This is a genomic window from Pseudomonas xantholysinigenes (assembly GCF_014268885.2).
GTDB lineage: Bacteria > Pseudomonadota > Gammaproteobacteria > Pseudomonadales > Pseudomonadaceae > Aquipseudomonas > Aquipseudomonas xantholysinigenes.
In genome coordinates, this window is sequence record NZ_CP077095.1 from 1,327,031 (window position 1) to 1,351,173 (window position 24,143).

Genomic DNA, 24,143 nt, shown 5'->3' on the forward strand with positions numbered 1-24,143 from the left:
AGGCTACTCGTAACTGTTTGGCTTTGGACGGAGCGGGTGATTGCGTTAGGTCGCCAAACTCAGACGCAATCGCTCGCTAGCTTTCCAATTCCGTGTCCAGCCCTGGACACCAGTAGGTCATCGCATAAGCGATCAACCATTCTTTCAGCACAATCCCTTTGTGCCATCGCTGCCAACCTTTCCCAGCGTCCTTCTTGCTGACCACTAATCATTTAGTGTGGCTGACATTCGTATCTGTAATTTTTCAATCTTGCGTTGGTTAGTCGGGGCCGGTTAAAGCCCCGACTTTCTCAGACACTCACTGGCAGGCTTCGCAATCCGGCTCGTCGATGGCGCAGGCCTTCGGTACCGGGGCAGGGCCGGCGGCCTGGACCGGGGCGCTGTCGCCGCCGCTCGACACGGCGTTGAGCTTGCCGGTGTTGATGGTCGACTTCTCGGTGCTGGTCGCGGCCAGGGCACGGAGGTAGTAGGTGGTCTTCAGACCACGGTACCAGGCCATGCGGTAGGTCACGTCCAGCTTCTTGCCCGAGGCACCGGCGATGTACAGGTTCAGCGACTGGGCCTGGTCGATCCACTTCTGGCGACGGGAGGCGGCGTCGACGATCCACTTGGTCTCGACTTCGAACGCGGTGGCGTACAGGTCCTTCAGCTCTTGCGGGATACGCTCGATCTGCTGAACCGAACCGTCGTAGTACTTCAGGTCGTTGATCATCACCGAGTCCCACAGACCGCGGGCCTTCAGGTCGCGGACCAGGTACGGGTTGATCACGGTGAATTCGCCCGACAGGTTCGATTTCACGTACAGGTTCTGGTAGGTCGGCTCGATCGACTGCGACACGCCGGTGATGTTGGCGATGGTCGCGGTCGGCGCGATGGCCATGATGTTCGAGTTACGAATACCTTTTTGCACGCGCTCGCGCACCGGTGCCCAGTCCAGGCTCTCGGTCAGGTCGACGTCGATGTACTTCTGGCCACGGGCCTCGATCAGGATCTGCTGGCTGTCCAGCGGCAGGATGCCCTTGGACCACAGCGAACCCTGGAAGGTCTCGTAGGCGCCGCGCTCGTCGGCCAGGTCGCAGGAAGCCTGGATCGCGTAGTAGCTGACCGCTTCCATCGACTTGTCGGCGAACTCGACGGCAGCGTCCGAACCGTACGGGATGTGCTGCAGGTACAGCGCGTCCTGGAAGCCCATGATGCCCAGGCCGACCGGGCGGTGCTTGAAGTTCGAGTTACGCGCTTGCGGCACCGAGTAGTAGTTGATGTCGATCACGTTGTCGAGCATGCGCACGGCGGTGTTCACGGTGCGTTGCAGCTTGGCGGTGTCCAGCTTGCCATCGACGATGTGGTTCGGCAGGTTGATCGAGCCCAGGTTGCAGACCGCGATCTCGTCCTTGTTGGTGTTCAGGGTGATCTCGGTGCACAGGTTCGAGCTGTGGACCACGCCCACGTGCTGCTGGGGCGAGCGCAGGTTGCACGGGTCCTTGAAGGTCAGCCATGGGTGGCCGGTCTCGAACAGCATCGACAGCATCTTGCGCCACAGGTCTTTGGCCTGGATGGTCTTGAACACCTTGATCTTGTTGTACTCGGTCAGGGCTTCGTAGTACTCGTAGCGCTCTTCGAAGGCCTTGCCGGTCAGGTCGTGCAGATCAGGCACTTCCGATGGCGAGAACAGGGTCCACTTGCCGTCATCGAAGACGCGCTTCATGAACAGGTCAGGGATCCAGTTGGCAGTGTTCATGTCGTGGGTACGACGACGGTCATCACCGGTGTTCTTGCGCAGCTCGATGAACTCTTCGATGTCGAGGTGCCAGGTTTCCAGGTAGGCACACACGGCGCCCTTGCGCTTGCCACCCTGGTTCACGGCGACGGCGGTGTCGTTGACCACTTTCAGGAATGGCACGACGCCTTGCGACTTGCCGTTGGTGCCCTTGATGTACGAGCCCAGGGCGCGCACCGGGGTCCAGTCGTTGCCCAGGCCACCGGCGAATTTCGACAGCATGGCGTTGTCGTGGATCGCGTGGTAGATGCCCGACAGGTCGTCCGGCACGGTGGTCAGGTAGCAGCTGGACAGCTGCGGACGCAGGGTACCGGCGTTGAACAGGGTCGGGGTCGAGGCCATGTAGTCGAAGGACGACAACAGGTTGTAGAACTCGATCGCACGGGCTTCCTTGTCTTTCTCTTCCAGCGCCAGGCCCATGGCCACGCGCATGAAGAACACCTGCGGCAGCTCGAAGCGCACGCCATCCTTGTGGATGAAGTAGCGGTCGTACAGGGTCTGCAGGCCCAGGTAGGTGAACTGCTGGTCGCGCTCGTGGTTGATCGCCTTGCCCATGCGCTCCAGGTCGTAGCCTTTCAGTGCTGGGTCGAGCAGCTCGAACTCGACGCCTTTCTCGACGTAGGCCGGCAGGGCCTTGGCGTACAGGTCGGCCATCTCGTGGTGGGTGGCGCTGTCGGCGACGTTCAGGAAGCCCAGGCCTTCGGCGCGCAGGGTGTCCATCAGCAGGCGGGCGGTGACGAACGAGTAGTTCGGCTCGCGCTCGACCAGGGTACGGGCGGTCATCACCAGGGCGGTGTTGACGTCCTTCAGGGCCACGCCGTCGTACAGGTTCTTCAGGGTTTCGCGCTGGATCAGGTCGCCATCGACTTCGGCCAGGCCTTCGCAGGCTTCGCTGATGATGGTGTTCAGGCGGGCCATGTCCAGGGGCGCGAGGCTGCCGTCGGCGAGGGTGATGCGGATGCTTGGGTGCGGCTCGACCACGGCTTCGGCGTTGGAGCGGGTAGCGCGCTCTTTGGCGCGCTGGTCGCGGTAGATCACGTAGTCGCGGGCGACTTTCTGCTCGCCGGCGCGCATCAGGGCCAGTTCGACCTGGTCCTGGATTTCTTCGATGTGGATGGTGCCACCCGATGGCATGCGACGCTTGAACGTGGCGGTGACCTGCTCGGTCAGGCGCGCGACGGTGTCGTGGATGCGCGACGAGGCGGCGGCGGTGCCGCCTTCAACTGCGAGGAACGCCTTGGTGATGGCCACGGTGATCTTGTCGTCGGTGTAGGGGACGACAGTGCCGTTGCGCTTGATCACGCGCAGTTGGCCAGGCGCGGTGGCGGCCAGATCCTGGTTCGAATCGGCGGCCTGCGGCGCTTTGCCCTGCGGGTTCTCGCGAGTTGTGTCGGTTTGCATGGGTGGGTGTCTCCACAGTTTCTATAGTGTTCAGGCGCCTGTCGGGCGCCCACCGTTCCGTCCACTTGCTCGATGGCCGTCGCGGGGATGCGTCATGCGCGCGCATCCGCCCGCTCGGGCTTACCGACTTCGGGACAGATCAGGAATAAGGGGCAATAACCTGCCGCTCCCTGGCCGAAGTCAAAGGTTCTGGGCGTACCCAAAATCTGTTGCTGATGAGTGCTGGGCCTTGCCTGCAACACTCATACCCGAACAAGGCTGTCTGGAGCCTTGCCTCGGTCGCCGCCGCTGGAGCGGTTTGGCTGCTGGAATCACGTTAAGTTCACCCAGAAAATTCGCTTGAATTTGCCTGTTGACTTGTGTTTGTGATTTTGCACGAAACCCAATATCTAGTGGTTCGCTGCGATGGGGATACAAGATAATGCGGTATTGGGGGCTTTGCAAGGCGCGCGCCTGTGGATAAGTTGTGTGTACTTTGTGAGTGATTCGTGGGTATCGGCTGTAGGCCTTGTCCCAAGTGGTTTGCACTATTTTTACCGCTGCGGCGCCCCCGCGCAGATTTCTGCGGGCGCGCACCCTATCACAAAAAACGGTTCAGTCCAGCGGCATGCGATGTGGTTGGCAGGGGTGGGGGCGGGACGTAGTATCCGGGGCTGACATTGCGCTTTGGTGAAGGTGGATTTTCGCCGGAATCAAAGGCTTGTGCAGCCTGTACCGGCCTCTTCGCGGGCAAGCCCGCTCCCACGGGGACAGGTACAAGCAGAAATACCCGACCAGAATCACAAAACCAAAAGGGTAAGGCCATGGACCAGCCAATCAACCGCATCCTGATCGTCGAGGACGACCAGCGCCTGGCCGAACTCACTGCCGAATACCTCCAGGCCAACGGCTTCGAGGTGGCGGTGGAGGGTGATGGCGGTCGCGCCGTGCGGCGCATTATTGACAGCCAGCCAGACCTGGTGATCCTCGACCTGATGCTGCCCGGCGAAGATGGCCTGAGCATCTGCCGGCGGGTGCGCGGCCAGTACCCCGGCCCGATCCTCATGCTCACTGCCCGCAGCGACGAACTCGACCAGGTCCAGGGCCTGGACCTGGGGGCTGACGACTATGTGTGCAAGCCGGTGCGCCCGCGCCTGCTGCTGGCGCGCATCAACGCGCTGCTGCGCCGTAGCGAGGCCCCGGAGCGGCGCCAGGAGCTGAGCTTCGGCCCGCTGCATATAGACAGCCGCCAGCGCGAGGCGCGCCTGGGGGGCCAGTTGATCGAGCTGACCGGCGCCGAGTTCGACCTGCTCTGGCTGCTGGCCAGCAACGCCGGGCGGGTGTTGTCCCGCGAGGAGATCTTCACCTCGCTGCGCGGTGTCGGCTATGACGGCCAGGACCGCTCCATCGATGTGCGTATCTCCAAGATCCGCCCCAAGATCGGCGATGACCCGATCACCCCGCGGCTGATCAAGACCCTGCGCAGCAAGGGCTACCTGTTCGTCGGCGAGGCGCCATGAACTCGATCTTCCTGCGTATCTATGGCGGCATGCTCGCGGTGCTGGTGCTGGTGGCCGTGCTCGGCGTGCTCAGCCTGCACCTGGTCAACGAGATTCGCGCTGGCCAGCACCGCGAGCGCCTGGCCCAAGGCACCTTCAGCCTGATGGCCGACAACCTGGCGCAGCAGAACGCGGTGGAGCGCACCCGTTCGCTGGTGATCTGGGAGCGCCTGCTCGGCGTGCCACTGGACGTGCAACCGCTGTCGGCGTTCACCCTCGACGGCAGCCAGCGCGCGCGCCTGTACCGTGACCTGGTGGTGGTGGAAAAGACCGGTCCCCATGCCGCCCGCGTGCTGCGCCGGGTCGGCCACGAGGACCTGCTGTTGGTGGCCGAGGTCAAGCAGATCAGCGAGCAGCTGGCCCGCGCCACGCTTTATCTGTTGGCCGATGAGCTGGTGCGCTACCCGGTGACCGAGCAGCAGGCGCGTCTGGCGCAACTGCGGCGGGACAAGGGCTTCGGCTTCGACGTGGCCCTGCAGCGCATCGAGCGCGCCGCCCTGGATGACGACCAACGGCGGCGGGTGGAGGAGGGCGACACGGTGATGGCGCTGGGCCGGGACGGCGACTCGATCCAGGTGTTCTCGGGGCTGTCCGGTTCGCCCTGGGTGCTGGAGATCGGCCCGCTGTACCAGCTCAACCCTTATCCACCGCAGTTGCTGGTGCTGATCGCTTTCCTGGGGTTGTGCCTGATCGGCTTGGTGGTCTATCTGCTGGTACGGCAGTTGGAACGTCGGGTGTCGGGCCTGGAGGTGGCCGCCACGCGCATTGCCCAGGGTAGCCTTGATACCCGCGTGCCGGCCGGCGACGCCGACTCGGTGGGGCGTTTGGCCGAGGCGTTCAACGGCATGGCCGAGCACCTGCAACGCTCGCTGACCATGCAGCGCGAGCTGGTGCGGGCAGTGTCACACGAGCTGCGCACGCCGGTGGCGCGGTTGCGCTTCGGCCTGGAGATGATCGAGAGTGCCAGCACCGAGCAGGCCCGGGCCAAGCATTTGGCGGGCATGGATGGCGATATCCAGGACCTGGACAAGCTGGTCGACGAAATGCTCACCTACGCCCGCCTGGAGCAGGGCGCGCCGGCGCTGCACTTCCAGGTCGTGGACCTGGACGCCTTGCTGGCGCGGGTGATCGACGAACTGGCGCCGTTGCGCGCCGAGGTGCGCGTGCTGCGGGGGGAATGTCACGGCCTGGACGGCGGTGGTGCCTGGGTCGAGGCCGAGCCGCGCTACCTGCACCGGGCCTTGCAGAACCTGGTGCGCAACGCCATGCGCCATGCCGAGGGCGAGGTGCGCCTGAGCTACCAGTTGGGCCAGGAGCGCTGCCGCATCGATGTCGAGGACGACGGCCCCGGTATTCCGGAGGGGATGTGGGACCGCATCTTCACCCCCTTCACCCGCTTGGACGACAGCCGCACCCGGGCCTCGGGCGGGCATGGGCTGGGCTTGTCGATTGTACGGCGGATCATCTACTGGCACGGCGGCCGGGCGCGGGTCGAGCGCAGCGCCGCGCTGGGCGGCGCCTGTTTCAGCCTGAGCTGGCCGCGCGAGCAGCCACGCGATTAAACGCTGACCAGGCTTAGCAGGTGACCGTCCTGCAGGCAAAACTGGCCGTCCAGCTCGGCGCCATGGCGCCATTCGTCCGACAGGTCGGTGAGCAGGCGCAGGCGGGCGTGGCCGTCGGCGGACCAGTCGAGCAGTTCGGCGTGTTCGAAATAGAAGCGCTGTCTGGTGAGCGGGTAGAGCGTCTTGAACAGGCTTTCCTTCAGCGAGAAGGTCAGGGTCACGGCCAGGGCTTGCTGGCTGCGGTCCAGGCGTTCCAGCTCGGCGGGAGTGAGGATTTCCCCGGCCAGGCGCTCGGCGCGCTTGTCGCTGAGCAGGGTTTCCTGGTCCAGGCCCAGGCCTGCGCCTTGGGCTGATACCACGGCCGCCGCCCAGCCTTGGCCATGGGTGATCGAGCCATGGATGCCGGCGGGCCAGATGGGGGAGCGGTCCTCGTGGGTGGCCGGCACATAGTCACGGCCATCCAGGCGTTGTAGTGCCTCGCGAGCGCAGACCCGGCCGGCCAGGTACTCGGCCTGGCGCTTGGCCACCGAGCGTTGCAGGCTGGCGGTCGGCGTGATGCCGGCGCGCTGGAAGTCGTCGGGGGCGAGCCTGGCCGGGTCGAAGGCGCAACTGACCAGCACCGCGCCGGGGACCGGGCGGGGCAGGGGCCAGTGGTGCTGGAGCGGGGCGCAGCAGGTGGGGAGTCTGTTCATGGTCGGTATTGTGCCAGCCTGGTGGCTGGTGGTGGAGCAGATATTTGGGGGCTGCTTTGCAGCCCTTTCGCGGCACAAGGCCGCTCCTACAAGGCCATGCGGTCTCCTGTAGGAGCGGCCTTGTGCCGCGAAAGGTCCGCAAAGCGGCCCCGGCAATCCTCAGTCAAACGCCGTCTTGAAAAACGCCTGCATATCCTTCCACGAGCTTTCATCCGCCGCCTTGTCATAGCCGATATCCGGCCCGCCATGCCCACCATGCCCCAACCGATCCGCATCCGGATTGGTAAAACCATGCTTGGCTCCCGGAATACCGACAAACTTCATGTCGGCCCCGGCATCGTGCATTTCCTTCTTGAACGCCACCACCTGCTCTGGCGTGACCATGCTGTCGGCCTCGCCGTGTTCCACCAGGATCTTCGCGCGGATCACGCCGGGCTTGGCCGGTGTCTGGGTCACCAGCGCGCCATGGAAGCTCACCACGCCATCGAGTTTCTCGCCCCGGCGCGCGGCATCCAGCACCACCTTGCCGCCAAAGCAGTAGCCGATGGCCGCCAGCTGGTGCTTGTTGGTATTGGGCTGGATCTTCAACAGCTCAAGCCCGGCATCGAAGCGCCGGGCGGCGGCGGCCGGGTCCTTCATCGCCGCCGCCATGAATGCCTGGGCGTCGGCGGGGTGCTCGGTGTTCTTGCCGTCGCCGTACATGTCGATGGCCAGGGCGTTGTAGCCCAGCGCCGCGAGGTCGCGGGCGCGGCGCTTGGCGTAGTCGTTCAGCCCCCACCATTCATGCACCACCACCACGCCCGGGCGCTTGCCCTCGACGGCGTCGTCGTAGGCGTAGTAGCCGACCAGGCGCTTACCGTCGGCATCCTGGTAGGGGATCTCGCGGGTTTGCACCGCCGCCTGGGCAAGGCTGGCGCTGCACAGCAGGGCGAGGGCAAGCAGGGTACGCATGGTCAGGCTCCTTGTTCGGTTCGTTCAGCCAAGGTTCAGGCCGGGTTCAGCAGGGGTTCAGGGCGCCCTCCCTACTCTAGCCCCCAGACAGCAACAACGCATCCAACCCGGAGTACCTGAACCATGAAAACGCTCAACACCCTGATCGCCGCCATGGCGGTTTGCGCCGCCGGCCTCACCACCGCCGCCCAGGCCGACGACAACTTCGCCAGCCTGACCTACGGCCAGACCAGCGACAAAGTACGCAAGTCCGGCCTGCTGCAACGCAACACCGACGGTCTGAACGCCGACGGCATCATCGGCAAGGACAGCACCTGGGGCGCGCGCCTGGGCAAGATCAACGACCAGGGCCGCTACTACCTGACCTACGACAACGTCTCGGGCGACCACGGTGGCGTCAAGCTGCGCCAGGAAAACCTGCTCGGCAGCTACGACCTGTTCCTGCCGGTGGGCGATACCACCAAGCTGTTCGGTGGCGGCAGCCTGGGCATGACCAAACTGACCCAGGATTCGCCAGGCGCCAGCCGCGACACCGATTACGGTTACGCCGTCGGCCTGCAGGCCGGTGTGATCCAGGAAGTCACCGACAACACCTCGGTGGAGCTTGGCTACCGTTACCTGCGCAGCAACGCGGCCACCGAGATCAGCGCCCATGGTGGGCCCAAGGAAGGCACCCTGCGCCTGACCAGCAGCGCGCAGACCTACCTGGCGGCTACCTACAAGTTCTGAGGTCGCTGTTATCCTGTGCAGGCCTCATCGCGGGCAAGCCCGCTCCCACAGCTGGTGCACAACCCTGTGGGAGCGGGTTTACCCGCGAAAAGGCCGGTACAGGCATTCGATTTGAAAGGAGATCTGCATGAAATTGCTGGTGGTCGAGGACGAGGCGCTGCTGCGTCATCACCTGTTCACCCGCCTCGGTGAAGGCGGCCATGTGGTGCAGGCGGTGGCCAACGCGGAAGAAGCCTTGTACCAGGCCGAGCAGTACAACCACGACCTGGCGGTGATCGACCTGGGGTTGCCAGGCATGAGCGGGTTGGACCTGATTCGCCAACTGCGCAGCCTCGGCCAGACCTTCCCCATCCTCATCCTCACCGCGCGCGGCAACTGGCAGGACAAGGTCGAGGGCCTGGCCGCCGGCGCTGACGACTATGTGGTCAAGCCGTTCCAGTTCGAAGAGCTGGAGGCCCGGCTGAACGCCTTGCTGCGCCGCTCCAGCGGTTTCACCCAGTCGACCATCGCCGCAGGCCCCCTGGTGCTCGACCTCAACCGCAAGCAGGCGACGCTGGACGAGCAACCGCTGGCGCTGACCGCCTACGAATACCGTATCCTCGAATACCTCATGCGCCATCACCAGCAGGTGGTGGCCAAGGATCGCCTGATGGAGCAGCTGTACCCGGACGACGAGGAGCGCGACCCCAATGTCATCGAGGTGCTGGTTGGTCGCCTGCGGCGCAAGCTCGAGGGCGACAACGGCTTCAAGCCGATCGACACCGTGCGTGGCCTGGGTTACCTGTTCACCGAGCGCTGCCGGTGATCCGTTCCCTGCGAGTGCGCCTGATGCTGGCGGCGGCGCTGCTGGCGTTGCTGTTCATGCTGGCGCTGCTGCCGGCGTTGCAGAAGGCCTTCAGCCTGGCGTTGCAAGAGTCGATCGAGCAGCGCCTGGCCTCGGACGTGACCACCTTGATCTCCGCCGCGCGCATCGAAAACGGCCAGTTGCAGATGCCGGCGCTGCTGCCGGACGAGCGCTACAACCTGCCCTACACCGGCTTGCTCGGTTATATCTTCGACCGCCAGGGCACCTTGGTCTGGCAATCGCGGGCCACGCGCAACCGCAACATCAACTATCACCCGCGTTATGACGGGCGCGGCAACGAATTCGCACGTATCCACCAGGACGATGGCGAGGAGTTCTTCGTCTACGACGTCGAGGTCAAGCTGCTGGGCGGCAAGAGCGCGGCGTTCAGCATCGTCGCCCTGCAGCCGCTGCGCGAATACAAGGACACCCTCAGCGGCCTGCGCGAGAAGCTCTACCTCGGCTTTGGCGCGGCGCTGCTGGCGTTGATGGCGCTACTCTGGGCCGGCTTGACCTGGGGTCTGCGCTCGCTGCGCCAGCTCAGCGTCGAACTCGATGCCGTGGAGAGTGGCGCCCGTGACGGCCTGAGCCGTGAGCATCCGCGCGAGCTGCTGCGCCTGACCGGCTCGCTCAACCGCCTGCTGCGCAGTGAGCGTGAGCAGCGCCAGCGCTACCGCGATTCGCTCGATGACCTGGCCCACAGCCTGAAGACCCCGCTGGCGGTGTTGCAGGGGGTGGGTGAGAGTCTGGAGCACGCAGATCGCGAGCAGGCGCGGGTGCTGCAGAGCCAGATCGAGCGCATGAGCCAGCAGATCGACTACCAGTTGCAGCGTGCCAGCCTGCGCAAGAGTGGCCTGGTCCGCCATCAGGTCGAGCTCACGCCGTTGCTCGACAGCCTGTGCAGCACCCTGGCCAAGGTGTACCGCGACAAGCAGGTGGTGGTCAGCCTCGATGTGCCGGCCCAGGCGCGGGTGCCGATGGAGCAGGGCGCCTTGCTCGAGCTGCTCGGCAACCTGCTGGAGAACGCCTACCGGTTGTGCCTGGGGCAGGTGCGGGTGCGCCTGGAAGAAGCGCCGGGGCAACTGGCGCTGTGGATCGAGGACGATGGTCCAGGGGTGCCGCCCGACCAGCGCGAGCGCATTCTCGAGCGTGGCGAGCGGCTCGACCGCCAGCACCCGGGGCAGGGGATCGGGCTGGCGGTGGTCAAGGACATCATCGACAGCTATGACGCTGAATTGAGCCTGGGTGATTCCGAGCTGGGCGGCGCGGCGTTTCTCATCCAGTTCCGCCTTGACTGACGATCTGTAGGAGCCAGCCTCGCTGGATCCTGCAAGGTGCGGGCGGAAATCCGCCAATGCCACCTGTACGATTTCCGCCATCGGGCGGAAATCCGCCATTTCCTACCGGTATTTGCGCCCCGTCCCAGGGCATTCCCACCCCGTAAACATTGGCTGTGCACCTCGAGTGGGCATTTTGGCATCGCCTTTGCTATTCACCTGGCAGAGGCCTGCCCAGGCGCTCAAACACAACGACAAATCCCTCCGGATGCAGGAGGGTTCGCGATTCAGGTGCCCCGACATCCTGGGAAGGATGCGCCGGCCCACTTGAGGAAAATCTAGCCATGACGACTCGTCAGCCGCTGTACAAATCGCTGTATGTCCAGGTGATCGTCGCCATCACCATCGGTATCCTGCTCGGCCACTACTACCCGGAAACCGGGGTTGCCCTCAAACCGCTGGGTGACGGCTTCGTCAAGCTGATCAAGATGGTCATCGCCCCGATCATCTTCTGCACCGTGGTCAGCGGCATCGCCGGCATGCAGAGCATGAAGTCGGTCGGCAAGACCGGCGGCTACGCGCTGCTGTACTTCGAAATCGTTTCCACCATTGCCTTGATCATCGGCCTGGTGGTGGTCAACGTGGTCCAGCCCGGCGCCGGCATGCATGTCGATGTCAGCACCCTGAACGCCAGCAGCGTGGCCGCCTACGCCGCCGCCGGCGCGCAGCAGACCACGGTCGGCTTCCTGCTCAACATCATCCCCAACACCGTGGTCGGCGCCTTCGCCAATGGCGACATCCTGCAAGTGCTGATGTTCTCGGTGCTGTTCGGCTTCGCCCTGCACCGCCTGGGCAGCTACGGCAAGCCGGTGCTGGACATGATCGACCGCTTCGCCCATGTCATGTTCAACATCATCAACATGATCATGAAGCTGGCCCCGGTCGGCGCCTTCGGTGCCATGGCCTTCACCATCGGCCAGTACGGCGTGGGCTCGCTGGTGCAGTTGGGCTACCTGATGGCCTGCTTCTACATTACCTGCCTGCTGTTCATCCTGGTGGTGCTGGGCGGTATCTGCCGCGCTCATGGTTTCAGCGTGCTCAAGCTGATCCGCTACATCCGTGAAGAACTGCTGATCGTGCTGGGCACCTCGTCCTCGGAGTCGGCCCTGCCACGCATGCTGGCCAAGATGGAGCGCCTGGGTGCGAAGAAGTCCGTGGTTGGCCTGGTGATCCCCACTGGTTACTCGTTCAACCTCGACGGTACCTCGATCTACCTGACCATGGCCGCGGTGTTCATCGCCCAGGCCACCGACACCACCATGGACATCACCCACCAGATCACCTTGCTGCTGGTGCTGCTGGTGGCGTCCAAAGGTGCCGCGGGCGTCACTGGCTCGGGCTTCATCGTCCTCGCCGCGACCCTGTCGGCCGTCGGCCACCTGCCGGTTGCCGGCCTGGCGCTGATCCTGGGTATCGACCGCTTCATGTCCGAAGCCCGCGCCCTGACCAACCTGATCGGCAACGCCGTGGCCACCGTGGTCGTGGCCAAGTGGGTCAAGGAGCTGGATACCGACACCCTGCAGGCCGAGCTGGCATCCGGCGGCGCGCCGCTGGTGGACACCCGTCCGACCGACGACCTGGGCGTGGCCGAAGGCCCGGCGCGTTGATCACCTCGCGGTAAGTGCAAAAGCCCATCTTCGGATGGGCTTTTTCATTTCTGGCGTTGCTGCAACCAGGGCGAACATTCATGGGGGAGGTGGTAGATAGTTATCTACGGTTGTGACTCTGCGGTGGGTAGATTGGATTTCGCTGGGGGCACACGGCTTGGCCTGATAGGCGCTCCAGCTATCCGTATTCCGACCGAAAAAGGAAATCATCCGATGAGCAAACCCCATGATGTGCAAACCACTACCACGATCACTTTGCAGGGAGGCTGCGGTGATGACGTATTGGTCGGGGGAACTGGAAATGATGTGATTGCCGGGGGCAGGGGGCGTGATGTACTTGAGGGTGGCAAGGGCGACGACTACCTGATTGGTGGCAAAGGCGACGATGTGCTGGATGGCGGCATGGGCGCCGACCGCCTGTATGGCGGCAGGGGCCATGATGTGCTGATTGGTGATAGCGGTAGGGATGTGCTCAGGGGCGGCAAAGGCAACGATTTTCTCGAAGGGGGCCGGGGCACCGATATCCTGAGCGGTGGCCAGGGGGCGGATGTGTTCGTGTTCTCGAAGCTCGCCGATATGGGCGTGGGCACGCGGCGCGATATCGTCACCGATTTCAATGGTGCGGCCGGTGATCGCATCGACTTGCGTGGCCTGGCGAAATCCGAGGGGCTCGACGGCCTGGTCTTTGTGGGGGCTGCCGCCTTCACCGGAGTTGGTCAACTGCGTTTTGAGAGTGAGATCCTGTCTGGTAACTTACGCGGTAGCCTGAAGCCGGATTTCGAGATCAAGTTGACTGGCGTGGCAACCTTCAAGGCTGAATATCTGATGCTGTGAACCTGACGCTTGCGTGTTTATCCATCCGTTGCCGTTCCACGCGCTGGGCATGTCATTCGACCCGGGTCTCGCCGCTGTACACCAAAATCTCCCGGCATCGCCGGCACAGATAACGCCGCCCCTGGCGCACCAGCTTGTGCCGTTGCGCGGTGAACGGAAAGTCGCTTTGCGGGCACGGGCAACGGTAGATGTAGCGCGTGGCCACGCGCCGCTGCACTTCGTAGTTGTGGCAACGGTTCGGCGGCAGTTCGTAGACCCCGCGCATGATCAACTGCCACTCCTCGCCATGGGCCTGGATGCGCTCGCCGAACAGCTGGTGGGCGACCAGGTGGGCGACTTCGTGGGCCACGGTCTGGCGCAGGAAGTCTTCCTGGTTCTCGCGGTACAGCTGCAGGTTGAAGCGCAGCAGGTTCTCGTGCAGGTGGGCGACACCGGCTTTTTGCCCGCGCAGCTTGAAGCTCACCTGCGGGCGCGGGAAGGGGCGTTTGAAGAAGGTTTCGGCTTGCTGGTAACAGGTTTCGACGCGTTGTTTGAGCAGCTCGGGCATGGCGGGGCAATTCTCCTGACCGGGCATTATGCCGCAAGCGCGGCCAAGGCGCCGAACCGCTGGTCAACACGAAACGAGGCCGCCTTGCGGCGGCCTCGGCTGATGCCCCAGTGTTGGTTCGATCTAGTTGGTATACACGGGCCCCACGCCCAGCCCCCAGATGATCACGGTGGCGGCCATGATCGCCACCAGCACCACCAGGCCCACCGCCAGCACGGAGCTGGAGAACAGGAAGCCTTCATCGGAGGGTATGTTCATGAACGTCGGCAGCCCGACATACAGCAGGTACACCGTGTAGCAGATGGCCGCCGTGCCGATCAGCATGCCCAGCCACAGGTGCGGGTACAGCGCCGCGAGGCCGCCGATGAACAGCGGCGTGGCGGTGTAGGTGGCGAAGGCGACGCATTGCGCCATGCTCGGGTTGGCGTCGTAGGTGCGTGCCATCCAGTGGATGAAGGCGCCCATCACCGCCACCCCGGCGAGCATCGCCAGGTACGACATGATGCTCATCCAGATCGCGCTTTCCATGGTCAGCATCACCGCTGGCCGGTCACCGATCACCCAGCCGACCTGGGTGGTGCCGATGAAGGCCGAGACGGCGGGGATCGCCGCGAGGATCAGCGTGTGCGTCAGGTACATGTGGCTGATGCTTTCTTCTTCGCCACGGATTTCCCGCCACTCCTGGTCGGGATGGGTAAACAGCCCCACAACGTGATGAATCATGCCGGTCACTCCTATTGGTTGCCAAACGCCCCCCAGATGGAGCGCCTGCGGCCCGAGGCCGAACACCGATGCAAGCGGTAATGTGGCCTTATGTCGCAGTATAGGAAGCCGTTCCCCGCATAAAACCGGCTTTTTAGAGCAAATTGCGCTGTCAGCGGCGGTGCTGATTCCCTTGAAGTCTTTATCGGATTGGCCTACTGCCTTGCCCGGTTTGTGCGTAAAATAGCCGGCTTTTGTCACACCTCGCGGATCCAAGCGCTATGGGCACCCTCTCGGTCAACCAGAACAAACTGCAAAAACGCCTGCGTCGTCTCGCCGGCGAAGCCATCACCGACTACAACATGATCGAGGATGGCGACAAGGTCATGGTCTGCCTGTCCGGCGGCAAGGACAGCTACACCATGCTCGACGTTCTGTTGCACCTGCAGAAGGTGGCGCCGATCAAGTTCGACATCGTCGCGGTGAACATGGACCAGAAGCAGCCCGGCTTCCCCGAGCACGTGCTGCCGGCCTACCTCAAGGAACTGGGGGTCGAGTACCACATCGTCGAGAAGGACACCTACTCGGTGGTCAAGGAGCTGGTCCCGGAAGGCAAGACCACCTGCTCGCTGTGCTCGCGCCTGCGCCGCGGCACCCTGTACACCTTCGCCGACGAGATTGGCGCGACCAAAATGGCCCTGGGCCATCACCGCGACGATATCGTCGAGACGTTCTTCCTCAACATGTTCTTCAATGGCGCGCTCAAGGGCATGCCGCCGAAGCTGCGTGCCGACGACGGTCGCAACGTGGTGATCCGCCCGCTGGCCTACTGCAGCGAGAAGGACATCCAGGCCTACTCGGACATGAAGGAATTCCCGATCATTCCGTGCAACCTCTGTGGCTCGCAGGAAAACCTGCAGCGTCAGGTGGTCAAGGACATGCTGGTGGAGTGGGAGCGCAAGCACCCGGGCCGCACCGAGAGCATCTTCCGCGCCTTGCAGAACGTCGCGCCGTCGCAGCTGGCCGACCGCAACCTGTTCGACTTCACCAGCCTGAAGATCGATGAAAGCGCCACGCCGCGCTTCCTCGACGTGCTGAATATCTGACCCATGCGCGATTACCAGTGGCTGCATGAGTACTGCCTGAACCGCTTCGGCTCGGCCCAGGCACTGGAAGCCTTCCTGCCGCAGCCGCGCACCCCGGCGCAGCTGCGCGATATCCCCGACGACCGCTACCTGTCGACCTTGGCCCTGCGCGTGTTTCGCGCCGGGCTCAAGCACAGCCTGGTGGACGCCAAGTGGCCGGCGTTCGAACAGGTGTTCTTTGGCTTCGATCCGCACAAGGTGGTGCTGATGGGCGCCGAGCACCTGGAGCGGCTGATGCAGGACGAGCGCATCATCCGCCACCTGGGCAAGCTCAAGAGCGTGCCGCGCAATGCGCAGATGATCCTCGATGTGGCGAAGGAGAAGGGCAGCTTTGGCGCGTTCATCGCCGACTGGCCCGAGACCGACATCGTCGGGCTGTGGAAGTACCTGGCCAAGCACGGCAACCAGCTCGGTGGGTTGTCGGCGCCGCGCTTCTTGCGCATGGTCGGCAAGGATACCTTCATCCCCACCGACGACATGGCGGCGGCGTTGATCGCGCAGAAGATCATCGACAAGCCACCGACCAGCCAGCGCGATCTGGCGCTGGTGCAGCAGGCGTTCAATCAGTGGCACGCCGAAAGCGGGCGGCCACTGTGCCAGTTGTCGGTGATGCTGGCGCATACCGTCAACCACTGAGATCGCTGGGGCCGCCGTGCGGCCCTATCGCGACACAAGGCCGCTCCTACAGGAGTATGCGTGCCCCTGTAGGAGCGGCCTTGTGTCGCGATAGGGCTGCAGAGCAGCCCCGGAATCAGCTCCCTTCGCCGGCCATGCGCCGCTCGAACTGAAACTTCCAGCGCACATACAGTAGCCCGGCCACGAACAGCCCCAGGCTGACCAGCACCTCGACCCAGCCAAACAGCGCCCGTGCCGGATCGAACGCCGCCAGCACGCCCTTGATGAAGTAGATGTTGACCACGAAGCAGGTCCAGGCATGCGCCCGGGCGCTGCCCATGAGCATACCCGGCAGCAACAGCAGCAGGGGAATCAGCTCGATGGCCAGGATCACCTCGACCCGCGCCCCGTGCAGGTTGGCGAACCACAGGTTGTTCACCACCAGCAGGGCGATCAGGCCGAAGAAGCAGGCCAGGCTCAGGGCGCGGGTGATCCGCACCCGCGGCGCCAGCCAGTCCAATGGCGGCAAGACCTTCGGCTTTCTAGCCACGCTCGCCCCCCAGGGCCTTGGCCGTTTTCGCCAGGCGCTGCCCGAGCGCGCGGCACAGGGTGATTTCGTGTGGGTCCAGTTCGCGCTTGCCGTCGGCGCCGGCATGGTGGCTGGCGCCATACGGGGTGCCGCCACCGCTGGTCTCGAGCAGCGCCGACTCGCTGTAGGGCAGGCCGGTGACCAGCATGCCGTGGTGCATCAATGGCAGCAGCATCGACAGCAGGGTGGTTTCCTGGCCGCCGTGCAGGCTGGCGGTGGAGGTGAACACTGCCGCCGGCTTGCCCACCAGTTCGCCGCCCAGCCACAGGCTGCTGGTGCCGTCGAGGAAATACTTGAGTGGCGCGGCCATGTTGCCGAAGCGGGTCGGGCTGCCCAGGGCCAGGCCCGCGCAGTGGCGCAGGTCGTCGAGGGTGGCGTACAGCGCGCCGCTGGCCGGGATGTCCGGGGCCACGGCTTCGCATTCGGTGGAAATCGCCGGCACGGTGCGCAGGCGGGCTTCCAGGCCGGCCATCTCGACGCCGCGGGCGATGTGCCGGGCCATCTCGCTGGTCGAACCGTGGCGGCTGTAGTACAGCACCAGGATGTAGGGCTCGCTCACGGCAGGATCTCCAGGACCTTCTCCGGCGGCCGGCCGATCACCGCCTTGTCGCCGGCGACCAGGATCGGGCGTTCGATCAGCTTGGGATGTTCGACCATCGCCTTGATCAGTTGGGCGTCGCTCAGGGCCGGGTTGGCCAGGTCGAGCGCCTTGTATTCGTCTTCGCCGCTGCGCAGCAGTTGGCGCGCGCCGATGCCCAGCTTGCCGAGCAGCCGTTCGAGGGTGGCGGCGTCCGGCGGGGTCTCGAGGTAGCGCACGATGGTCGGCGCCAGGCCGCGTGCTTCGAGCAGTTCCAGGGCGCCGCGGGATTTCGAGCAGCGCGGGTTATGATAGAGGGTCAGTTCGGTCATGACGGGTCGCATCCAGCGGGGTGTGGCGGCTATTCTAACCGCAGCGACCGACTTCAATGCTTGAAAACTTCGAGAAGGATTGACCCATGGCAAGGCGTTTGGCAGCTGCACTGGCCATCACCGCGAGCCTGTTGCTCGGCGGTTGCGGTGCGGACTACGGCGTGGACCAGCACGGCAACACGGTGAAGGCTGAACAGATCGACGGGCACTGGCTGGTGCTCAACTACTGGGCCGAATGGTGTGGCCCGTGCCGTACCGAAATCCCCGAGCTCAATGCCGCGGCGAAGCAGTGGGATGCCCAGGGCATCAAGGTGGTGGGGGTGAACTTCGATGGCCTGCAGGGCGCGGACCTGAAAGCCGCCGCCGATACCCTGGGCATTGGTTTCACCGTGCTGGCCCAGGATCCGGCCGAGCGCTACGAGCTGCCGCGCAGCGAGGCGCTGCCGGTGACCTACATCATCGACGACAAGGGCAAGGTACGTGAGCAACTGATGGGCGAGCAGACGCTCGAAGGCTTGCAGGCGAAGATCAAGGCGCTCAAGGGCGTTTGAAAGCAGCTGCAAGCTGCAAGCTGCAAGCTGCAAGCTTCAAGCTTCAAGAAAAAAGTGCAGGCACCGCGATTTGCTCTTTCTTGCAGCTTGCAGCTTGCAGCTTCTGTCAGCCTTCCTCAGGCCAGAACCGCAGCGGCTTGCCCTCGGCCGGCCAGAAGCGGATCTGCTCGATCGGCGACACATCCCAGCGCTGCACCGTCTCCAGCGCCTGCAAAAAGCGTTTTTCCTGGTCCATCAGCGCCGGCGCGCACAGCTTGCGGGTCTTGCCGACCTTGCCGAAGCTGATGCGCTCGCCATCCAGCGTGTAGGGCGCGAACCAGTGGTTGCAGCCGCCGTTGCCATAGGCCCGGCCATCGCTGGCCAGGGTCAGGGTCAGGTGGCTGTAGTCGATCAACGGGCGCTCGCCGATCCATTCCAGCAGGTAGCTCTGCTCCTGCTGCAGTTTCGATGGCGGCGCGGCACAGCCGATCAGGCCGGTGGCGATCAGCACGCCGGTCAGCAGCTGTTTCACTCAGGCACGCTCCCGGCACTGCGGGCACAGGTGCTTGTCGCCTTTGCTGGCCCAGCCCAGTTCCTGGATGCGCGCGCTGGCGGCCGGGGCCTGGCCTTTCTTGCCCAGCTTGGCGTCGTTGGCGAACTCGAAGTCCAGTACTGCATCGCAGCTGTCGCACTTGACCTGCCACTGGAGAATTTCCAGCTCATTGAAGACCGGGCCCTGGGCCACGGCGACCCACTGGCCGTGTGGGTTGATCAGGTGACGCACGGTCTCGACGGTCAGGCGCATGGACAGGTCCTTGCTGCCCTTGAGGGTCACCAGCAGGACATCGCCCTTCTGGATCGAGCCGCCGTTGCCGGTGACCTGATAGCGGCCGGGTACCAGGGCGCGGCACTCGATCAAGGTGTGTTGCGGGTTGAAAAGGGTGTAGCGGAAATCGTGTTCGACCATGGGTCCTCCAGAAATGCCGCGTATCCTAGCATCATCCCGTGACCAGATTCTGCGGATTGCCTGCCGCCCAGCGGGCGATGTTGTCCAGGGTGGTGGTGGCGATCGCGTCCAGCGCCTCGCGGGTGAGGAACGCCTGGTGCGCGGTGACGATCACGTTGGGGAAGGTCAACAGCCGCGCCAGTACATCGTCCTGCAGCGGCTGGTCGGAGCGGTCCTCGAAGAACAGCTGCGCCTCTTCTTCATACACATCCAGCCCCAGGTAGCCGAGCTGGCCGCGCTTGAGCGCGTCGATCAAGGCCGGCGTGTCGACCAGCGCGCCGCGCCCGGTATTGATCAGCATCGCGCCGGGTTGCAACTGGGCCAGGCTCTGGGCGTTGATCAGGTGGCGGGTGTCTGCGCTCAGCGGGCAGTGCAGGCTGATGATCCGCGATTCACGCAATAGCTCGGGCAGCTCCAGGTAGCGGGCGCCGAGGGCCAGCAGTTCGGGATTGGGGTAGGGGTCGTAGGCCAGCAGCTGGCAGCCGAAACCGGCCATGATGCGGGCGAAGGCGGCGCCAATCTGGCCGGTGCCGACCACGCCGACGGTCTTGCCGTGCAGGTCGAAGCCGGTCAACCCATGCAGGGTGAAGTCGCCTTCGCGGGTGCGGTTGTAGGCCCGATGCAGGCGGCGGTTGAGGGCAAGGATCAGTGCCACCGCATGTTCGGCCACGGCATGCGGCGAATAGGCCGGCACCCGAGCCACGGCCAGGCCCAGGCGCTGGGCTGCTACCAGGTCGACATGGTTGTAGCCGGCCGAGCGCAGGGCGATCAGGCGCGTGCCGCCGGCGGCCAGGCGGGCGAGGACCTGGGCATCGAGCTCATCGTTGATGAAGGCGCAGACCACCTCGAAGCCGTTGGCCAGGGCCGCGGTATCGAGGGTCAGGCGCGCGGCTTGGTAGTGCAGCTGCAGGGTGCTGCCGTGGGCGGCACGGGTGAAGCTTTCCTGGTCGTAGTGCTGGCTGCTGAACAACAGGGCGCGCATGGCTGGGTTCCTTTGATGTGAGCGTTGCCAGTCTAGGCCAGTGGGCAGGATCGGTATTGATCTGGGCGGGCTTGATGCGTCGCTTCAATTGAAGATCGCCGGGGCGCAAAGCGGCCCCGGCGAGTCCGTACCCATGGCCATCAGGCGTGCTGGCGAGCTTGGGCCGCCAGCCGTTCGATGGCCAGGTCGAGGTCGTCGAGCGCCGCCTGGGCCTGCGGGCTGTCCTGCTTGAGCAAGGTTTCGCTGCGCTGGCAGGCGGCGCGCAACTGCGGTACGCCGCAATAGCGCGAGGCACCGTTGAGGCGATGCACCCGTTCGATCATTGCCGTGCGGTCGGCGGCGTCGCGGGCGGCCTGGATGGCTTCGCGATCGGCGGCAAGCGAGGCCAGCAACATGGCCAGCATGTCCGCCGCCAGGTCCGGCTTGCCGGCTGCCAGGCGCAGGCCTTCCTCTGGGTCGAGCACCTTCAGCTCGTCGCTGTCCGGCAAGCGTTCGCTGGCCCGCTCCTGCTGGGGCGCGCCCAGGCTCAGGCCGGTCCACTTCATCACCACCTGGGCCAACTGGCGCTCGCTGATCGGTTTGGTGAGGTAGTCGTCCATGCCGCTATGCAGCAGGGCGCGTTTCTCGTTGGCCATGGCATGCGCGGTAAGCGCGACGATCGGCAGCGGCTGGCCACTCTGACTGCTTTCCCAGCGGCGAATCTGCTCGGTGCAGGCGCGACCATCCATCCCCGGCATCTGCACGTCCATCAGCACCAGGTCGAAGGGCTCGTCCTGCACCACCTGGACCGCGGTGTATCCGTTGTCGACGGCCAGCACCTCGGCGCCCATGCCTTCGAGCAGGGTCTGTACCAGCAGCAGGTTGGCCGCGTTGTCGTCGACACAGAGGATCTTCGGCATGCGCTGGCCGCTGTTCACGCGCTGCTCGCTCAAGGGGCGGCGTGGCTGTACCAGTTCCAGCAGCAGGCGGCGGATCTTGCGGGTGCAGGTAGGCTTGGCCAGCAGTTGGCCGTGGGCGTTGGGCAGATAAGGCAGGTAGAGCGGCTGCTCGGTGGTCGGGCACAGCGCCACGCACTGGCAGCCCAGGCCTTCCAGTCGTTGCAGGTAGTGGCCGAGCTGTTCCGGGGACAGGCTGCCGAGATTGACCCCGAGCACGGCGAAATCGAAGGGCTGGCCAGCCTGGCTGGCGGCCTGTACCGCCTGCAGCAATTGCTCGCAGGAGGCGAACAGGCTCACCGACAGGCCGCAGTCCTGCAGTTGGTGCTCCAGCGCCTGGCGGGCCAGGTCGTGGCCGTCGACGATGGCCGCGCGACGCCCCTGCAGGGCCGGCAGCGGTTGCTCTTCGCCGTCGTCATGGGCCTTGGGCAGGTTGAGGCTGATCCAGAATTGCGAGCCTTCGCCCGGGGTGCTGTCGACGCCGATCTCGCCGCCCATCTGCTCGATCAGGCGTTTGGAGATCACCAGCCCCAGGCCGGTACCGCCGGGTTGGCGCGACAGCGAGTTGTCGGCCTGGCTGAAGGCCTGGAACAAGGTGCGCACATCCTGGGGTGACAGGCCGATGCCGGTGTCCTGCACACTGATGCGTAGTTGCACGCTGTCTTCCTGTTCGTCGTCGAGCATGGCTCGCACGACGATGGTGCCTTCGCGGGTGAACTTGATGGTGTTGCTCACCAGGTTGGTGAGGATCTGCTTGAGCCGCAGCGGGTCGCCGACCAGCGACAACGGGGTGTCGCGGTATACCAGGCTGAGCAGTTCGAGCTGCTTGGCGTGGGCGGCCGGGGCGAGGATGGTCAGGGTGTCCTGGATCAGGTCGCGCAGGTTGAACGGAATGCTGTCGAGCACCAGCTTGCCGGCTTCGATCTTGGAGAAGTCGAGGATCTCGTTGATGATCCCCAGCAGGTTGTCGGCGGATTTCTCGATGGTGCCCAGGTAGTCGAGCTGGCGCGGGCTCAGCTCGCTTTTCTGCAACAGGTGGGTGAAGCCGAGGATACCGTTGAGCGGGGTGCGGATCTCGTGGCTCATGTTGGCCAGGAACTCCGACTTGATACGGCTGGCTTCCAGGGCCTCCTTGCGCGCCATGTCCAGTTCGATGTTCTGGATCTCGATGGTTTCCAGGTTCTGGCGCACATCCTCGGTGGCCTGGTCGATGCTGTGCTGCAACTCCTCGTGGGCGCTGTGCAGGGTTTCGGCCATGCGGTTGATGCCGCCGGCCAGCTCATCGAGCTCATGGCTGCCCAAGGCCGGCAGGCGTTCGTCGAGGTGGCCGTCCTTGAGCTGGTTGACCGCGTGCTTGATACGGTTGATCGGGCCATTGATGGTGCGGCTCATACGCAGGGCGAGCAGGGCGGTCAGGCTCAGGCAGGCGAGGATCAGCAACAGGCTGGTGAACAGGTTGCGGTAGCCGCGCAGCAGGGTGCCGTCGTGGGACAGTTCGATCTCGACCCAACCCAGCAACCGCTCGGCTTCGGCAGGCACGGCATCGGTGGCCAGGTCGCGATGATGGCCGAACACTGGCATCAGGTAACGGGTGGCATCGTTGCCGGTACGTTGCAACAGCTGCGTGCCGGTGCCGCCACTGGGCGCCTGGTTGAGCATGCTCGGCCCGGCGTGGGCCAGGCGGGTGCGGTCGGCGCCGAGGAAGGCCACCGCGCGCACATCGGGTTGCTCCAGGGCCTGGGCGGCGATGCGCTCGAGCTGCGCCGGGGCCTGGCGGGCGAGTGCCGGTGCCGCCAGCGGGGCCAGTTGCTCGGCGATCATCTTGCCGCGTTGCAGCAGTTGCGTGCGCAGGTCGCTTTGCTGCAGCCAGGTGAAGTAGCTGCCCAGCACCAGGGCCATCAGGCTGGCGGGCAGCAAGGCCAGCAGCAACACGCGGCTGCGAATTCCCAAACGGTCGAGCACACCTGTCTCCTGTCATGTGCTTAAGGGCGCGGTTCGCGCTTCAGCGGGAACGTTACTCCGGGTAGGGGGGCAATGCACCCACTTGTGTTTGATTTTGTTTCAAGAAGTAGGACGCGAGCCTGCTTCCGACGTCGAATCGGGTGGAATCCTACGTTTCGCTGGTCGCAGTGCGGTTGCCTGGCGGGAGCGCTTGTCCAATAATTGCGTAACTGAGAATTGATGGCAGTTGCCAATGCATCCTGTATCTATCCACGCTCCCCATATCCTCGCCATCGAGGACGATCTCGTGCTGGGCGCCTACCTGCATGAGGAACTGCAGCGCGGCGGCTTCCATGTCACCTGGTGCCGCAACGGCCTCGAAGGCCTGGCGGTCGCCGACCGGCAAGCCTTCGACCTGGTGCTGATGGACATCCTGCTGCCGGGCCTCAATGGTCTCGACGCTTTGGCCAGCCTGCGCCGGCACAGCGCCACGCCGGTGATCCTGATGTCGGCGCTGGGGGCCGAGGCCGATCGCATCAGTGGTTTCGAGCGTGGCGCCGACGACTACCTACCCAAACCGTTCAGTTTTGCCGAGTTGCGCGTGCGCATCGAGGCGATCCTGCGGCGGGTGGCCTTTGAACGCCGCTCCCAGGCGCCGCGCGAGGTGGCGGCCGGGCAGTTGCAGTTCGATGAGCAGGGCTGCGACGTCAGCCTGGCGGGGGTGCGAGCCGGGTTGACCCCTAGCGAATACCGCCTGCTCGAGACCCTGCACCGCAGCACCGATGAAGTGCTGAGCAAGCCCTTCCTTTACCAGCAGGTCCTGCAGCGCGGCTATTCGCGCCATGATCGCAGCCTGGACATGCACGTCAGCCAGATCCGCCGCAAGCTCAAGGCCATCGGTTATCACGAGCGCCAGGTCCGCACCGTGTGGGGCAAGGGTTACGTCTTTGGCGCGGGCGAGGTCGACTGA

At 64.7% G+C, this 24,143-nt stretch carries 23 protein-coding genes; 11 read left to right on the top strand and 12 right to left on the bottom strand.

What is annotated here, in order from left to right; all coding sequences use genetic code 11:
• Nucleotides 1-298 precede the first annotated feature (298 nt).
• Complete coding sequence (locus HU772_RS06075; protein ID WP_186655387.1) at nucleotides 299-3,178, bottom strand: ribonucleoside-diphosphate reductase subunit alpha; 2,880 nt, start codon at nucleotides 3,176-3,178, stop codon at nucleotides 299-301.
• Nucleotides 3,179-3,981: 803 nt separating this feature from the next.
• Here HU772_RS06075 and HU772_RS06080 point away from each other — a divergent pair.
• A complete protein-coding gene (locus tag HU772_RS06080; RefSeq protein WP_186655390.1) occupies nucleotides 3,982-4,677 on the top strand; it encodes a response regulator in 696 nt (231 codons plus the stop codon).
• Nucleotides 4,674-6,278, top strand: coding sequence for an ATP-binding protein (locus HU772_RS06085; RefSeq protein WP_186655393.1), 1,605 nt, complete (start codon nucleotides 4,674-4,676; stop codon nucleotides 6,276-6,278). Before HU772_RS06080 ends, HU772_RS06085 begins: the two co-directional genes overlap by 4 nt.
• Here the strand turns inward: HU772_RS06085 and HU772_RS06090 are convergent.
• Nucleotides 6,275-6,970 (bottom strand): 4'-phosphopantetheinyl transferase family protein, encoded by a 696-nt coding sequence (locus HU772_RS06090; RefSeq protein WP_186655411.1) that lies wholly within the window; start codon nucleotides 6,968-6,970, stop codon nucleotides 6,275-6,277. The genes HU772_RS06085 and HU772_RS06090 overlap by 4 nt on opposite strands.
• 159 nt (nucleotides 6,971-7,129) lie before the next feature.
• Complete coding sequence (locus HU772_RS06095) at nucleotides 7,130-7,921, bottom strand: dienelactone hydrolase family protein (RefSeq protein WP_186655413.1); 792 nt, start codon at nucleotides 7,919-7,921, stop codon at nucleotides 7,130-7,132.
• Between the two features lie 123 nt (nucleotides 7,922-8,044).
• Here HU772_RS06095 and HU772_RS06100 point away from each other — a divergent pair, with 123 nt between their 5' ends.
• From HU772_RS06100 to HU772_RS06120, 5 genes are all read left to right on the top strand, one after another.
• A complete protein-coding gene (locus tag HU772_RS06100) occupies nucleotides 8,045-8,650 on the top strand; it encodes an outer membrane beta-barrel protein (protein WP_186655415.1) in 606 nt (201 codons plus the stop codon).
• A 127-nt stretch (nucleotides 8,651-8,777) separates the two neighbouring features.
• A complete protein-coding gene (locus HU772_RS06105; RefSeq protein WP_028690933.1) occupies nucleotides 8,778-9,455 on the top strand; it encodes a response regulator in 678 nt (225 codons plus the stop codon).
• Nucleotides 9,452-10,792 (top strand): ATP-binding protein, encoded by a 1,341-nt coding sequence (locus HU772_RS06110; RefSeq protein ID WP_186655418.1) that lies wholly within the window; start codon nucleotides 9,452-9,454, stop codon nucleotides 10,790-10,792. Before HU772_RS06105 ends, HU772_RS06110 begins: the two co-directional genes overlap by 4 nt.
• Nucleotides 10,793-11,115: 323 nt before the next feature.
• Nucleotides 11,116-12,438 carry a dicarboxylate/amino acid:cation symporter gene (locus tag HU772_RS06115; RefSeq protein ID WP_186655420.1) on the top strand — a complete coding sequence of 441 codons (1,323 nt, stop codon included), beginning with the start codon at nucleotides 11,116-11,118 and terminating at the stop codon, nucleotides 12,436-12,438.
• 213 nt (nucleotides 12,439-12,651) lie between these two features.
• A complete protein-coding gene (locus HU772_RS06120) occupies nucleotides 12,652-13,272 on the top strand; it encodes a calcium-binding protein (RefSeq protein WP_186655424.1) in 621 nt (206 codons plus the stop codon).
• Nucleotides 13,273-13,324: 52 nt separating this feature from the next.
• On the opposite strand, the gene HU772_RS06125 is transcribed toward HU772_RS06120, so the two are convergent.
• Both HU772_RS06125 and HU772_RS06130 read right to left on the bottom strand, forming a co-directional pair.
• A complete protein-coding gene (locus HU772_RS06125; protein WP_186655427.1) occupies nucleotides 13,325-13,819 on the bottom strand; it encodes a SprT family zinc-dependent metalloprotease in 495 nt (164 codons plus the stop codon).
• A gap of 123 nt (nucleotides 13,820-13,942) precedes the next feature.
• Entirely contained in the window at nucleotides 13,943-14,542 is a 600-nt protein-coding gene (locus HU772_RS06130; RefSeq protein WP_186655431.1) for a Yip1 family protein, read from the bottom strand.
• A gap of 260 nt (nucleotides 14,543-14,802) precedes the next feature.
• Here HU772_RS06130 and ttcA point away from each other — a divergent pair, with 260 nt between their 5' ends.
• Both ttcA and HU772_RS06140 read left to right on the top strand, forming a co-directional pair.
• On the top strand, nucleotides 14,803-15,627 hold the full coding sequence (ttcA, locus tag HU772_RS06135; protein WP_011532643.1) for a tRNA 2-thiocytidine(32) synthetase TtcA: 825 nt from the start codon (nucleotides 14,803-14,805) through the stop codon (nucleotides 15,625-15,627).
• A gap of 3 nt (nucleotides 15,628-15,630) precedes the next feature.
• Entirely contained in the window at nucleotides 15,631-16,302 is a 672-nt protein-coding gene (locus tag HU772_RS06140) for a DNA-3-methyladenine glycosylase I (RefSeq protein ID WP_186655434.1), read from the top strand.
• A 115-nt stretch (nucleotides 16,303-16,417) separates the two neighbouring features.
• On the opposite strand, the gene HU772_RS06145 is transcribed toward HU772_RS06140, so the two are convergent.
• From HU772_RS06145 to arsC, 3 genes are read right to left on the bottom strand one after another with little or no spacing between them, the layout of a single operon-like run.
• Nucleotides 16,418-16,831, bottom strand: a complete 414-nt coding sequence (locus HU772_RS06145; RefSeq protein ID WP_186655437.1) for a DUF2069 domain-containing protein — start codon at nucleotides 16,829-16,831, stop codon at nucleotides 16,418-16,420.
• Nucleotides 16,824-17,429 (bottom strand): NAD(P)H:quinone oxidoreductase, encoded by a 606-nt coding sequence (wrbA, locus tag HU772_RS06150; protein WP_186655440.1) that lies wholly within the window; start codon nucleotides 17,427-17,429, stop codon nucleotides 16,824-16,826. The genes HU772_RS06145 and wrbA overlap by 8 nt, the downstream gene beginning before the upstream one ends.
• The gene (gene arsC, locus HU772_RS06155; RefSeq protein ID WP_186655443.1) at nucleotides 17,426-17,779 is read right to left on the bottom strand and encodes an arsenate reductase (glutaredoxin); all 354 of its coding nucleotides are present in this window, start codon (nucleotides 17,777-17,779) and stop codon (nucleotides 17,426-17,428) included. The genes wrbA and arsC overlap by 4 nt, the downstream gene beginning before the upstream one ends.
• 86 nt (nucleotides 17,780-17,865) lie before the next feature.
• Here arsC and HU772_RS06160 point away from each other — a divergent pair, with 86 nt between their 5' ends.
• Nucleotides 17,866-18,330, top strand: coding sequence for a TlpA disulfide reductase family protein (locus tag HU772_RS06160; RefSeq protein WP_186655446.1), 465 nt, complete (start codon nucleotides 17,866-17,868; stop codon nucleotides 18,328-18,330).
• Between the two features lie 106 nt (nucleotides 18,331-18,436).
• Here the strand turns inward: HU772_RS06160 and HU772_RS06165 are convergent, their stop codons facing one another.
• The 4 genes from HU772_RS06165 to HU772_RS06180 form a co-directional block, all read right to left on the bottom strand.
• A complete protein-coding gene (locus HU772_RS06165; protein ID WP_186655449.1) occupies nucleotides 18,437-18,841 on the bottom strand; it encodes an META domain-containing protein in 405 nt (134 codons plus the stop codon).
• Nucleotides 18,842-19,276, bottom strand: a complete 435-nt coding sequence (locus tag HU772_RS06170; protein ID WP_186655451.1) for a hypothetical protein — start codon at nucleotides 19,274-19,276, stop codon at nucleotides 18,842-18,844.
• Between the two features lie 31 nt (nucleotides 19,277-19,307).
• A complete protein-coding gene (locus HU772_RS06175; RefSeq protein WP_186655454.1) occupies nucleotides 19,308-20,297 on the bottom strand; it encodes a 2-hydroxyacid dehydrogenase in 990 nt (329 codons plus the stop codon).
• Nucleotides 20,298-20,437: 140 nt separating this feature from the next.
• Nucleotides 20,438-23,194 (bottom strand): response regulator, encoded by a 2,757-nt coding sequence (locus HU772_RS06180; protein ID WP_186655457.1) that lies wholly within the window; start codon nucleotides 23,192-23,194, stop codon nucleotides 20,438-20,440.
• Nucleotides 23,195-23,426: 232 nt separating this feature from the next.
• Between HU772_RS06180 and HU772_RS06185 the strand changes: the two genes are divergently transcribed.
• Complete coding sequence (locus tag HU772_RS06185) at nucleotides 23,427-24,143, top strand: response regulator transcription factor (protein WP_186655460.1); 717 nt, start codon at nucleotides 23,427-23,429, stop codon at nucleotides 24,141-24,143.

Coding starts and splice junctions, on each gene's coding strand:
- arsC (WP_186655443.1), bottom strand. CDS start 17,779: ATGACCGAACTGACCCTCTATCATAACCCGCGCTGCTCGAAATCCCGC.
- HU772_RS06140 (WP_186655434.1), top strand. CDS start 15,631: ATGCGCGATTACCAGTGGCTGCATGAGTACTGCCTGAACCGCTTCGGC.
- HU772_RS06080 (WP_186655390.1), top strand. CDS start 3,982: ATGGACCAGCCAATCAACCGCATCCTGATCGTCGAGGACGACCAGCGC.
- HU772_RS06160 (WP_186655446.1), top strand. CDS start 17,866: ATGGCAAGGCGTTTGGCAGCTGCACTGGCCATCACCGCGAGCCTGTTG.
- HU772_RS06125 (WP_186655427.1), bottom strand. CDS start 13,819: ATGCCCGAGCTGCTCAAACAACGCGTCGAAACCTGTTACCAGCAAGCC.
- HU772_RS06115 (WP_186655420.1), top strand. CDS start 11,116: ATGACGACTCGTCAGCCGCTGTACAAATCGCTGTATGTCCAGGTGATC.
- HU772_RS06130 (WP_186655431.1), bottom strand. CDS start 14,542: ATGATTCATCACGTTGTGGGGCTGTTTACCCATCCCGACCAGGAGTGG.
- HU772_RS06170 (WP_186655451.1), bottom strand. CDS start 19,276: ATGGTCGAACACGATTTCCGCTACACCCTTTTCAACCCGCAACACACC.
- HU772_RS06095 (WP_186655413.1), bottom strand. CDS start 7,921: ATGCGTACCCTGCTTGCCCTCGCCCTGCTGTGCAGCGCCAGCCTTGCC.
- ttcA (WP_011532643.1), top strand. CDS start 14,803: ATGGGCACCCTCTCGGTCAACCAGAACAAACTGCAAAAACGCCTGCGT.
- HU772_RS06105 (WP_028690933.1), top strand. CDS start 8,778: ATGAAATTGCTGGTGGTCGAGGACGAGGCGCTGCTGCGTCATCACCTG.
- HU772_RS06075 (WP_186655387.1), bottom strand. CDS start 3,178: ATGCAAACCGACACAACTCGCGAGAACCCGCAGGGCAAAGCGCCGCAG.
- HU772_RS06100 (WP_186655415.1), top strand. CDS start 8,045: ATGAAAACGCTCAACACCCTGATCGCCGCCATGGCGGTTTGCGCCGCC.
- HU772_RS06090 (WP_186655411.1), bottom strand. CDS start 6,970: ATGAACAGACTCCCCACCTGCTGCGCCCCGCTCCAGCACCACTGGCCC.
- HU772_RS06085 (WP_186655393.1), top strand. CDS start 4,674: ATGAACTCGATCTTCCTGCGTATCTATGGCGGCATGCTCGCGGTGCTG.
- HU772_RS06185 (WP_186655460.1), top strand. CDS start 23,427: ATGCATCCTGTATCTATCCACGCTCCCCATATCCTCGCCATCGAGGAC.
- HU772_RS06120 (WP_186655424.1), top strand. CDS start 12,652: ATGAGCAAACCCCATGATGTGCAAACCACTACCACGATCACTTTGCAG.
- HU772_RS06175 (WP_186655454.1), bottom strand. CDS start 20,297: ATGCGCGCCCTGTTGTTCAGCAGCCAGCACTACGACCAGGAAAGCTTC.